Below are 11,535 nucleotides of genomic sequence, written 5' to 3'. Positions count from 1 at the left end.
GCCGCTGCCATCGACCCAATAAACCGCGGCTTAGGAGATTTGGCGCGCCCGAAGAGATTCGAACTCCTGACCCCCAGATTCGTAGTCTGGTGCTCTATCCAGCTGAGCTACGGGCGCGCATCAGGCCATGTTTTCGACGGCCCCGCGATCCGGTCCGAAAGACCGGCCGCGAATGTGTGCAGTTCCCTAACGACTGAATTCGCGAAAAGCAAGCCGATCCGGCAAAAGTTTTGTCGCAAGCCTGTCATGCGGCGATGCCGGCGCTCATCCCGGCCATTTGAGCCGCTGTGACTGGCCTGATCCTGGCGATCGGGAACTGTTGGAGAGAGCGACGGGTCCGCAAGGTGGTAATCTCGGGAAACGGCACGGAAGCCGTCAGGCCGGGCGGCGCAGGCTGCCACGGGCCTGGTCGAGCCGCACCGGCTGGTCGGGGATGGTGACGGCGAATGTGGTGCGCCCGCCGATCGATTCGACCAGTTCCACCGTGCCGCCATGCGCCCTGATCAGTTCATGCGCGATCGCCAGGCCAAGGCCGGTGCCGCCGCTGCGCGCCGAGCCGCGGAAGGCCGCGAACAGGTTTTCGCGCGCCTTGGGCGGCAGGCCAGGGCCGGTGTCGGTGACGGCGATGCGGCTTACGCTGCCCATGCGCTCGGCCGAGACCGCCAGCCGCCGCACCACGGCGCTTTCGGTATCGGCCGCCATCGCCTGCACCGAGTTGCGGCAAAGATTGGTGAGCACCCGGAAGAGCTGGTCGGAATCGGCATCCACCTCGAAAGCCATCTCGACCGCGTTGATGAACTCGATGCCCTGCTCGATGTCGAGCAGGCCGTGCACGTCCTCGACCAGTTGGCGCAGCCTCACCCTGCGGCGCGACGGCGGCGGCTCCTGCGTGCGGCCGTAATGAAGCACGCCCTCCGAATAGGAGACGGCGCGGTCGAGCGCGCGCAGAAGCTTCGGCGCAAAGGCCTGCACGGTCGGATCCTTGACCAGGCGAAGGCGGTCCGACATCAGCTGGGCGGAGGCCAGGATGTTGCGCATGTCGTGGTTGATCTTCGACACCGCGAGACCGAGGTCGGCCAGATGCTTCTGCTCGGCCAGCATCTTTTGCAGCCGCTCCTGCATCTGCGACAGTTCGCGCTCGGCCACTCCGATCTCGTCGGAACGAGCAGCGGGGCGGATGATCCGTCCAGGGTCGTCGGGAGCTTCCGAGAAGGAGAGCATGGAGCGCGTCATGGTACGGATCGGCCCGATCATGATCAGGTCGATCGCGGCATAGACCAGCATGGCCGTGAACAGCGAGATCAATAGCGAGACGAAAGCGACGTTGCGCGAATAGATGAGCATGGCCTTGCGGAGCGAATAGTCCGGCATGATCAGCTCGAACTCCTTGTCGCTGTCGCCGACCGGCCCGAAGACGCGCAGCATCCTGTCGCCGCCGAAAAACAGCGTATCCAGCGCGCCGGTCATGCCCTTGATCATGCCGACGCTGGCGAGATCGATGTGTTCGTCGACCTGCGGCGGCATGTCGGCCACCACCAGAAGCCGCGACACGCCGCCGTCGCGCACCGCGATCGCCTTGGCGCCGATCGCCATCAGCACGTCATTCTGGGCCGTACGCGACAGCGAGGTCGACTCGCCCTGCACCAGCACGATCGACACGGCTGCGGCCGTGCTCAGCCTCTCCTTGAGCCAGCTCAGCCGGTAACTGGCGATCCAGGGCAGGAAGATGAGCACTTCGGCCAAAAGCACGAAAACGATGGTGAGCAGCAGCAGCTTCGTCGACAGACCACGCGACAGCGGTACCGTGCGGACAGCGGCTGACGCCGGTCCGGTCCCTTCCCCTGCTTGGCTGGCTTCGTTCATGCGACTCGATCTTCACAATCACTTGATCAGCCAAGATTAGGCGATTACGGCTTTTTTGCCAATTTCTCCCTTGGTCGGAAAAATAGATGCTCCAAAACAGGTGCGTCTTTAGGGCGCCGACGCCGGATTGACTTCCAAAACCCTTCTTTCTATAAGCCCGCTCACGCTCGGGCCATTCGTCCCGGCGCGGTTTCGATCGCGCCAAAACCGGCCCGGCAAAGCTCCTGTTACAAAGTGACAGAATCAAGAAGGGCCGCACCCCGCGGTATTAAAACAAATGAAGCGTACCTACCAACCGTCCAAACTCGTCCGCAAACGCCGGCACGGCTTCCGTGCCCGCATGGCCACCAAGGGTGGCCGTGGCGTCGTCGCAGCTCGCCGCAACCGCGGCCGCAAGCGGCTCAGCGCCTAAGCGAGACGAGATCGTTGCCCGCAACCGGCAAGCCAGTGGGGCAAAATCCCGAGCGGCTTCTGAAACGCGCGGAATTCCTGGCCGTCCGTCGTGGTGAAAAGCGACGCGGACGGTTTTTCCTCGTCGAGGTCCTCGACCGCGGCGATGGCGGGGTGCCGCGCGTCGGCTACACCGTCACCAAGAAGGTCGGCAACGCCGTTGTGCGCAACCGCGTCAGGCGCCGGCTGAAAGAAGCCGTCCGCGTCCATGCCGCAGATGACATGGTGCCCGGCAATGATTATGTCATCGTCGGGCGCGATGATGCGCTGCGCGCCCCTTTCGGCCAGTTGAAGGCCGAACTCTCCCGCCGACTTCGCGGAACACGATAGGCCAAGGGCTCTCGATGGAAAACAACCGGAACTTCTTCATCACCATCGCCCTGTCGGTGCTGATCCTGGCGGTATGGCAGTACTTCTACGTGCTGCCGCGCAGCGAGGCGCAGCGCGAGGCCGCCAAGATCGAGCAGCAGCGCGTCGAGGAACAGAAGAAGGCGGCCGATGCGGCCAATCCGGGCGCATCGACACCGGCCCCAGGCGCGACCACCCCGGGCGCCATTCCCAACGCGCCCGGTGGTGACGTGGTCACCGTGGCCGGCCGCGATCAGGCGCTGGCGGCATCCAAGCGCGTCAAGATCGACACGCCGAGCCTCGAGGGCTCGATCAATTTGACCGGCGCGCGGCTCGACGACCTCAAGCTCAAGCACTACACCGAGACCGTCGACAAGAATTCACCCGAGATCGAGCTGCTCAACCCGCAGGCGCTGCCCACCGGCTATTTCGCCGAGATCGGCTTTGTCGGCAACGACAAGACCGGCGCGGTGCCGGGTGCGGAGACGGTGTGGAGCGTGGACGGCAATCCGACGCTGACCCCGTCGACGCCGGTGACGCTCACCTACACCAATGACAAGGGCCTGACCTTCAAGCGCACCTTCTCCGTCGACGCAAACTACATGTTCACGGTGTCGGACACGGTGCAGAATTCCGGCTCGAGCGCGGTTTCGCTGTTCAACTATGGCCGTGTCACGCGCTACGACAAGCCGGCCGTCGCCAGCACCTATGTGCTGCATGAAGGCCTGATCGGCTTCACCGGCACGGAAGGCCTGCAGGAGCACAAATACGCGTCGGTCGAGAAGGACAAGCAGTACCAGCCCGGCAAGTCGACCGACGGCTGGCTCGGCATCACCGACAAATATTGGGCCGTCACGCTGGTGCCGACCGAGAAGCAGCCGTTCCAGCCGCGCTATGCGTATTTCGAGGATGGCCGCCACCGTTACCAGTCCGACTTCCTGACCGACCCGATCAATGTCGAGGCCGGCCAGTCGGCGACCGTCGAGACCGAAATCTTCGCCGGCGCCAAGGAAGTCGGCAAGATCAACGCCTATGCCGAAGAGCGCCATATCAAGCGGTTCGACCTTTTGATCGACTGGGGCTGGTTCCACTTCATCACCAAGCCGATGTTCTGGCTGATCGACACGCTCTACAAGTTCCTCGGCAATTTCGGCCTGGCGATCCTGGCCACCACCGTCATCGTGAAGGCCATTTTCTTCCCGCTCGCCAACAAGTCCTACGCGTCGATGGCGAACATGAAGAAGGTGCAGCCCAAGATGCTCGAGATCCGCGAGAAATACGCGGACGACAAGATGAAGCAGCAGCAGGCGATGATGGAGCTGTACAAGACCGAGAAGATCAATCCGCTCGCCGGCTGCTGGCCGGTGGCGCTGCAGATCCCGGTCTTCTTCTCCCTCTACAAGGTGCTCTACATCACCATCGAGATGCGGCACGCGCCGTTCTTCGGCTGGATCCAGGATCTGGCCGCGCCCGATCCGACCTCGATCTTCAACCTGTTCGGGCTGGTTCCGGTCACGCTGCCGCATATGCTGATGATCGGTGTGTGGCCGCTGATCATGGGCGTCACCATGTTCCTGCAGATGCGCATGAACCCGACGCCGCCGGACCCGACGCAAGCTGCGATCTTCACCTGGATGCCGGTCATCTTCACCTTCATGATGGCGGGCTTTCCGGCCGGTCTCGTCATCTACTGGGCCTGGAACAACACGCTGTCGATCCTGCAGCAGGGCGTGATCATGAAGCGCCAGGGCGCCAAGATCGAGCTGTGGGACAATCTGGTGGCGCTGTTCCGCAAGAAACCGTCACCGGCGGAATAGCCGGCGCCTCTTTGGCAAGAGAGCCCGCCCCAGCGACTGAGCCATAAAGTTGGACGGTCTCGGCAAGCAAACAGATTTGACGGCTGGGTCCTGTGTTCTACAGTTGACGGCTGGGTCCTGTGTTCTACAGGGCCCAGCCTTTTAGTTTCAGCGATGCGGTGGTCCGGCACGCGATAAAACAGGCACCGAGTCGGCAATTCCTGGTCTCCGTCATTGCCGGCAAATCAGCCGGCCCTCGCCGCTGCCGGATTGTTCCGCATGGAACTTATCCGGCGTTCAAGAGTTCGCGCAAAAGGCTTCCTAAGCTCCCGCGTGAGAGGATCAGGTCGGCGCGCCCATCCAAATTCAAGGCAGTGCAGCGGATCGACCTCATCACATGCAACTTGCAGAGAGGCATTCCGATGAGCAGCAACATTCACCCAAAGACGGCCAAGCCCACCAACAAGGATTTGAAGCAGAATCCCGGAATCGGCGCCTCCAGGGGCACGATCAAGGGAGGCAATCTTCTCGACGAGGACGAGGAACTGGACGGCGAGAACACTTTCAAGGGAGATGTCGATAACGACACCACGCCGCAAGGCGGCGTCAATCCCCGGCAGACCGGGCGAACCAACCAATAAGCCTGCGCGATCGACGTGGGCTACCGAGGAAGACCGGATGGTCTGCCGGAGCAGGGAGAGCGAATGCCACCGAAACGCCTTCGCTCTTCAGATGACATCACGTCGATCCGATCAATCGCCTGATTGGAGGCTCTCATGCTGGATTTCGAGCACGCCAGGCATCGGATGGTGGAGGCGCACATCGCGCGCCGTGGAGTGCATGACAGGCGGGTTCTGAATGCGGTACGCCGGGTTGCGCGAGAGCAATTCGTCGACGAGGGTTTCGAAGAATTCGCCTATGAGGACAGTCCGCTGCCGATCGGCAGCGGACAGACGATCTCGCAACCTTTCATGGTGGCGAAAATGGCGGAGACGGCCGAGATCGAGGCGACCGATCGCGTGCTGGAAATCGGCACCGGCTCGGGCTACGCGGCGGCTGTGCTGGCCGAACTTGCTGAACACGTCTTCACCATCGAGCGGCATCGATCGCTCGCGCGGCAGGCGGAGCGGCGGCTCAATGCCGCCGGGTATCGAAATATCGAGGTCCGGGTCGGCGACGGCACAAAAGGCTGGCAGGAAAAGGCGCCGTTTGACGCCATCGTCGTCGCGGCCGCCGGAACGTCCATCCCCCTCGGCTTACAGGAGCAGTTGGAGATCGGCGGCAGGCTGATCATCCCGGTCGGTGAAGACCTCTACTCCCAGCGGCTCGTTCGCGTCACGCGGATTGCTGCAAACAAGTTCGAGGAAGAGGACCTCGGTGGTGTCATGTTCGTGCCGCTGATCGGCGAGCATGGCGGGCACGACGAAAACGCGTCGGTGCGCGAGGCGCGCGCTCCTCCATTGCCGCAGCAAATTGCCCGGGCGGCCGAAGATTTGCCGCAGATCGACAATCCGGCCTTCGGCGCAATGTTCGACCGGTTCGGCAGCCGGCGCGTCGTCCTGCTCGGGGAGGCGAGCCACGGCACTTCGGAATTTTATCGTGCCCGTGCGGCTGTCACCCGACGCCTTCTCCAGCGACACGGCTTCACAATCGTGGCCGTCGAGGCGGATTGGCCGGATGCGGCGCAGATCAATCGATATGTTCGCGGAGGGGAGCGGCAGTCGGATGCGCAGCCACTCTTCCAGCGCTTCCCGACCTGGATGTGGCGCAACGCCGAGGTGTCCGAATTCATCGGCTGGCTGCGTGAATACAACCGGGGTGTGCCCGATCATACGCGGAAAGCAGGTTTCTATGGGCTCGATCTCTACAATATGAGCGGCTCGATCTCCACGGTGCTTGCCTACCTCGACAAGGTCGATCCCGAAGCGGCCGCCGTCGCGCGCGAGCGCTATGGCTGTCTAATGCCCTGGCAGAACGAGCCCACCACCTACGGACGCGCGGCGTTGCGGCCGGGCTACAGAACCTGCGAAGAGGCGGTTGTGCGACAGTGCATGGACCTGTTCGAGCGATCCATGACGGAGGGCGACGGCGATCTCCTCGACGCCAAGCAGAGTGCACGTCTGGTCGCGTCGGCCGAGCGCTACTACCGCGTGATGTATTATGGTGGCGCCGAGACCTGGAATCTCCGCGATCGGCACATGTTCGAAACGCTCGATCAACTTCTCGAAGCGCATGGGCCGGAGTCGAAGGCCGTGGTGTGGGCGCATAACTCCCATATCGGGGACGCGCGGCATACCGACATGGGCACTGTCCGTGACGAGTTGAACATCGGCCAGCTCTGCCGGGAGCGCTTCGGTGCCCAGACGGCGCTGATCGGCTTCGGGACGGATACCGGTACTGTCGCCTGTGCCTCGGATTGGGACCGTGAGATGGAGGTAAAGGACGTAAATCCCTCGATGCCGGGCAGCTTCGAGCGGCTGTGTCACGAAAGCGGCAAACCATCGTTCCTGCTGGATTTTGAGCGCCATGGCCAGCTCGGCGCCGATCTGGCGGCGCCGATGCCGGAACGCTATATCGGCGTCATCTACAGGCCGGAGACTGAACGGCTCAGCCATTACATGGACTCGTCCGTCTCCCGCCAGTTCGATGCCTTCGTCTGGTTCGATCGAACGTCCGCGGTCACGCCGCTCAGCAAGCCGGCCGACAGCATCGGCAAGGTACCGGATACATTTCCCTTCGGCATCTGAATGCCCGGGACTCACTTCCAGCGCCTGACGGGTCGGCCTGTCCTCGATGGCGAGGCCTGTCGAAAGCTTGGTGCGTCCAGGTATTTCTTTGAGCAGGGCTCCGTTCACGTTCCCGTGATCGGCGAAACTGCGAGCACTCGCGCGGCGTGACTGCTTGTGCGTTTCCAAAGGCTATCAATTCCGATCAGCCCTCACCCGGAGGAAGACCACATGCGCTTGCCCACATTCAGGACCATCGCCGTATCAGCCCTTGTCGCCGGCATGGCGATTGCCGCCCCAGCCCACGCCAAGAACCCGAATGTCGGCGGCGCGCCGATGTACGCCACCAAGAACATCGTGCAGAACGCGGTCAAGTCGAAGGATCACACGACGCTGGTCGGCGCCGTCAAGGCCGCCGGCCTGGTCGACACGTTGCAAAGCGCGGGTCCGTTCACCGTGTTTGCCCCGACCAACGAGGCGTTCGCCGCTCTGCCGGCCGGCACCGTCGATACGCTGCTCAAGCCCGAGAACAAGGACAAGCTCACCAAGGTGCTGACCGCGCATGTCGTGGCTGGCAAGATTTCAGGTGCCGAGATGATGAAGAAGGCCAAGGCGATGGGCGGCAAATACGAGATGAAGGCCGTCTCGGGCGACACGCTCACGGCCGAGATCAAGAAAGGCAAGCTCTACATCATGGACGAGTCCGGAGGCGAGGCGAAGGTGACGATCGCCGACGTCAACCAGTCGAACGGCGTCATTCACGTCGTCAACAAGGTGCTGTTGCCGAAGTAACGGCTTCCGGCGAAAGGGGGCGTTGGCAGGCCGTTGGGGCTTTCTCGGTCCGCCATCCCCGCCTCGTGACGAGGTGCCATGTTTCTTGGGAAGCCGTATCGGCGAGGCCGGGGTCCTGTCGTCCCTCACAGGACCCCGGTTTCTTTTTGCGTCCTGTGAGGGCGAATGGGCGTCAGCGGCGCTCAACTTCCGACCGCTTCCACCGCCTCATTCCAGGACAGCGCTGTGGTCGATCTTGGCCGGCGTTCCCGGTTTGCGCAGCAGGAGCACCAGCGGGATGGCGGCCAGCGACAGGAGCATCATCAGCTTGAAGTCGTTCATGTAGCTGATAACGGTCGCCTGCAGCGTCACCACGCCGTCGAGCGCGGCGCGACCGGCGGCGGTGTAGGGGTTCATCGCCTGGAAGATCGCCGGATCGTTGAACGCCTGGTTGAAGGGCGTCACATAGGTGGCGATGTTGGCGTGGTTGATCTGCACATTCTGCGTCAGGAGCGCGGTGACCACCGATATGCCGACGCTGGAGCCGATGTTGCGCGACAGATTGTAGAGGCCGGTTCCTTCCGCGCGCCGCTCCGGCGCCAGCGTGGCGAAGGTTATGGTGGTCAGCGGCACGAACAGGAAGCCGAGCCCCGCCCCCTGGATGAACCCGGTGGAGATGATGGTCCATTGCGAAACGTCGGGCGTCCAGCCGGTCATGTCGTACATCGCCCAGGCGGTGATCAGCAGGCCGATGAGCAGCAGCCAGCGCGTGTCGACCTTGCCGATCAGCCGACCGACCAGGAACATGCAGGCCATCGTGCCAAGCCCGCGCGGCCCCATGACGATGCCGGCCGTCACCACGGGGTAACCCATCAGCGTCTGCAGATAGGGCGTCATCAGCGCCAGCGAGGCCAAGTAGGTGATGCCGATGATGAAGATGAAGATCATGCCGACGGCGAAATTCCGGTCCAGGAACAGCCTCGGATTGACGAAGGTGTTGCGGCCGGTGAAGGTGTGGACGAGGAAGATGTAGAAGGCCGATGCGCAGATCACCGCCTCGACGATGATCTCGGATGACGAGAACCAGTTGAGCTGCTCGCCGCGATCAAGAAACATCTGCAAGGCGGCGATGGTGATGCTGAGCATGCCGAAACCTAGCCAATCCAGCCTCGCCTTGAAGTCCAGCTTGGTTTCCAGGACGTACAGCGACACGCCGGCGAAGGCCAGCGCGCCGATCGGCACGTTAATGTAGAACACCCAGCGCCAGCTGACATTTTCGGTCAGCCAGCCGCCGATGACCGGTCCCAGCACCGGCCCGACCATCACCGAAATGCCGAACAGCGCCATGGCGGAGCCGCGCTCTTCCACACTGTAGATATCGAGCAGGATACTCTGCGAGAGCGGCACCAGGGCCGCGCCGAACAGGCCCTGCAGCAGGCGAAAGCCGACGATTTGCGGCAGCGATTGTGCGAAGCCGCACAGCACCGAGGCAACGACGAAGCCGGTGATCGAGGTCAGGAGGATGCGCTTGCGGCCGAAGCGGTTGGCGAGGTAGCCCGAAGGCGGCGTCATTACCGCCGCCGCCACGATGTAGGAGGTCAAAACCCAGTTGATCTGGTCGGCGCTGGCCGAGACGCTGCCCTGGATGTAAGGCAGCGCGACATTGGCGATGGTGGTGTCCAGCGCCTGCATGATGACGGCCAGGATCACGCAGGCAGTGATGGCGCCGCGATTGGCGACCACCGGCGTGGCAGCTGTCGCGGACGCGCTGGTCATGACTTTTGTCCGAACAGGCCGATGAGATTGGTGACAAAGTCGGGCAGGCCGCGTGCATGGCCCGTCTCGACGTCGACCACCGCGCTCATGCCGCCGCGCAGCGGCGGCTTGCTGTCGATACCATCGATCGTCACGCGCATCGGGATGCGCTGCACGACCTTGACCCAGTTGCCGGTGGTGTTCTGCGCCGGCAGCAGCGAGAAGCTCGACGAGGAGGCGGGGCTGATCGAGGCAACGGTGCCGTGCCACACGGCGCCCGGATAGGTGTCGACGCTGATCGTCGCCGTCTGCCCCGGCCTGACATAGGTCAGCTCGGTTTCCTTCGGCTCGGCCGCGATCCACAGGTCGGTCGACGAGACCAGGCTGAACGCCGGCTGCGAAGCCGGCAGGTACCTGCCGACCTGCAGTGCGTCGACATTGGTGACGATGCCGTCGAACGGCGCCTTGACCACGGAATCGCCGAGGTTGCGCTGCGCATCGTCGACGCCCGACTTGGCCTGCAGGTAGAAGGGGTTCTTCTCGACCGGCTGGTTGGCGTCGCCGCCGAGCTGGGCCAGCGTGGCCTGCGCCTGCGCCTTGGCGACGGACACTTTCTGGCGCGCGGCGACGAGGTCGTGCTGGGCGCTGTCGAAAGACGCCTTCGAGGCGGTGGAGGTCTTGAGCAGATCCTGCTGCCGCTGGAAGGCGGCCTCATAATAGGGGATGTCGGCTTGCGCCTGCTCGATCTGCGACAGCGACTGCTGGTAGCTCGCCTCCAGGGTCAGCACCTGGTTGCGCACGGTGCCGAGCTGGGCCTGGGCGGCGGCGAGAGCGGTCTCGAAGGAGGCCGGACGCAGGCGAAACAGAACGTCGCCCTTCTTCACGGCCTGGTTCTCATGCACGTCGATCTCCTGCACCGTGCCGGAGACGTCAGTGGAGACGCCGAGCGACTGGGCCTGGATATAGGCATTGTCGGTCGTCATGATCTGGCCGCCGGTGACGTAGTAATAGCCACCGACGACGAGCGCGACCGGAAGCAAGGCAAAAAGGACCGGCCGTGTCAGGCTGCGCTTCGGTTTGGCCGGAACAGGAGGGGCGACGGCAGCGGGGGCCTGCCGTGGCTGCGGCTCCTTGGCCGGAGCCTCGAGTGCCGCAGGCTGCAGGGCAACCGGCGTTTCCAGCTCGTCATTGTCGATGACGACGTTGGCCCGCCGCTGCTCCCGCTCATTGTCGAGCTGGATGATCTGGTCGCTTCGACCCGCTGGCGTCTCGTCTCCAGCGGGCTTTTTGGGATATGTTGAGTCAGCCATGTATTTTCTCCCGGTCGACGGCCGGCTGGGTGCAAGCCGCGAGCAGATTGGATTTGATCAAGCTTAGGGTTTGCAGCAGACGCTGCTGTGTCTCAGGAGAAAGGCCGGCGAAGGCCTCGTCTCGAGTTTTCTGGCCGTTGCCGCGCATGATCTCGAGCAGCGGACGGGCCTGCGGCTTCAGGTAAAGCAGCCAGGCCCTGCGGTCGGCGGGATCGGGCCGGCGCTCGATGAAGCCGCGCTCCTCCATCTTGTCGAGCAGCCGGGCGAGCGTGATCGGCACGATCTCGATAAGGTCGGCGAGCTTGTTCTGGTGGATGCCTTCATGCAGCGAAAGGTACGCCAGCACCTGCCACTGGGCGCGGGTCAGCCCCGAAGCGCGCGACCGCTGTTCGAACCGCTTGCGAAGCAGGCGCGCAACGTCGTGCAGCACGAAGCTGATATTGGGGGAAGAGGGCATGGCGGGAGATCGGGATCGATGGACAATTTTTCGTGAGCATGCTTATTATCATCATGCAC

Annotated in this window: 10 protein-coding genes and 1 tRNA gene; 6 read left to right on the top strand and 5 right to left on the bottom strand. The window is 63.3% G+C overall.

Annotated elements, in window-relative coordinates:
* Positions 1-40: 40 nt before the first annotated feature.
* Together FJ936_RS00830 and FJ936_RS00825 are read right to left on the bottom strand one after the other, a co-directional pair.
* A tRNA-Arg gene (locus tag FJ936_RS00830) sits at positions 41-117 on the bottom strand.
* 258 nt (positions 118-375) lie between these two features.
* Positions 376-1,863: a HAMP domain-containing sensor histidine kinase gene (locus FJ936_RS00825; protein WP_140660125.1), complete on the bottom strand. Its 1,488-nt coding sequence runs from the start codon at positions 1,861-1,863 to the stop codon at positions 376-378.
* Between the two features lie 277 nt (positions 1,864-2,140).
* Between FJ936_RS00825 and rpmH the strand changes: the two genes are divergently transcribed.
* The 6 genes from rpmH to FJ936_RS00795 all read left to right on the top strand — a co-directional run bounded on the left by rpmH (position 2,141) and on the right by FJ936_RS00795 (position 7,975).
* Entirely contained in the window at positions 2,141-2,275 is a 135-nt protein-coding gene (gene rpmH, locus FJ936_RS00820; protein ID WP_008833937.1) for a 50S ribosomal protein L34, read from the top strand.
* 14 nt (positions 2,276-2,289) lie between these two features.
* The gene (gene rnpA, locus FJ936_RS00815) at positions 2,290-2,643 is read left to right on the top strand and encodes a ribonuclease P protein component (RefSeq protein ID WP_015314390.1); all 354 of its coding nucleotides are present in this window, start codon (positions 2,290-2,292) and stop codon (positions 2,641-2,643) included.
* Positions 2,644-2,657: 14 nt separating this feature from the next.
* Positions 2,658-4,478: a membrane protein insertase YidC gene (gene yidC / locus FJ936_RS00810; protein ID WP_015314391.1), complete on the top strand. Its 1,821-nt coding sequence runs from the start codon at positions 2,658-2,660 to the stop codon at positions 4,476-4,478.
* Positions 4,479-4,879: 401 nt separating this feature from the next.
* Positions 4,880-5,098: a hypothetical protein gene (locus tag FJ936_RS00805; protein WP_015314392.1), complete on the top strand. Its 219-nt coding sequence runs from the start codon at positions 4,880-4,882 to the stop codon at positions 5,096-5,098.
* 135 nt (positions 5,099-5,233) lie between these two features.
* Positions 5,234-7,204, top strand: coding sequence for a protein-L-isoaspartate(D-aspartate) O-methyltransferase (locus FJ936_RS00800; protein ID WP_141906014.1), 1,971 nt, complete (start codon positions 5,234-5,236; stop codon positions 7,202-7,204).
* A 210-nt stretch (positions 7,205-7,414) separates the two neighbouring features.
* On the top strand, positions 7,415-7,975 hold the full coding sequence (locus tag FJ936_RS00795; protein WP_141906013.1) for a fasciclin domain-containing protein: 561 nt from the start codon (positions 7,415-7,417) through the stop codon (positions 7,973-7,975).
* A 207-nt stretch (positions 7,976-8,182) separates the two neighbouring features.
* On the opposite strand, the gene FJ936_RS00790 is transcribed toward FJ936_RS00795, so the two are convergent.
* Genes FJ936_RS00790 through FJ936_RS00780 form a run of 3 tightly spaced genes read right to left on the bottom strand, consistent with a single transcriptional unit; the run spans position 8,183 to position 11,476 of the window.
* Positions 8,183-9,730, bottom strand: coding sequence for a DHA2 family efflux MFS transporter permease subunit (locus FJ936_RS00790; RefSeq protein ID WP_141906012.1), 1,548 nt, complete (start codon positions 9,728-9,730; stop codon positions 8,183-8,185).
* Positions 9,727-11,019, bottom strand: coding sequence for an HlyD family secretion protein (locus tag FJ936_RS00785; RefSeq protein ID WP_141906011.1), 1,293 nt, complete (start codon positions 11,017-11,019; stop codon positions 9,727-9,729). Before FJ936_RS00785 ends, FJ936_RS00790 begins: the two co-directional genes overlap by 4 nt.
* Positions 11,012-11,476, bottom strand: coding sequence for a MarR family transcriptional regulator (locus FJ936_RS00780; RefSeq protein WP_141906010.1), 465 nt, complete (start codon positions 11,474-11,476; stop codon positions 11,012-11,014). Before FJ936_RS00780 ends, FJ936_RS00785 begins: the two co-directional genes overlap by 8 nt.
* Positions 11,477-11,535: the final 59 nt, after the last annotated feature.

The organism is Mesorhizobium sp. B2-4-13 (genome assembly GCF_006658535.1).
Lineage (GTDB): Bacteria > Pseudomonadota > Alphaproteobacteria > Rhizobiales > Rhizobiaceae > Mesorhizobium > Mesorhizobium australicum.
The sequence above is the reverse complement of the archived record's forward strand: the minus strand, read 5'-3'. Positions and strand labels throughout refer to the sequence as shown.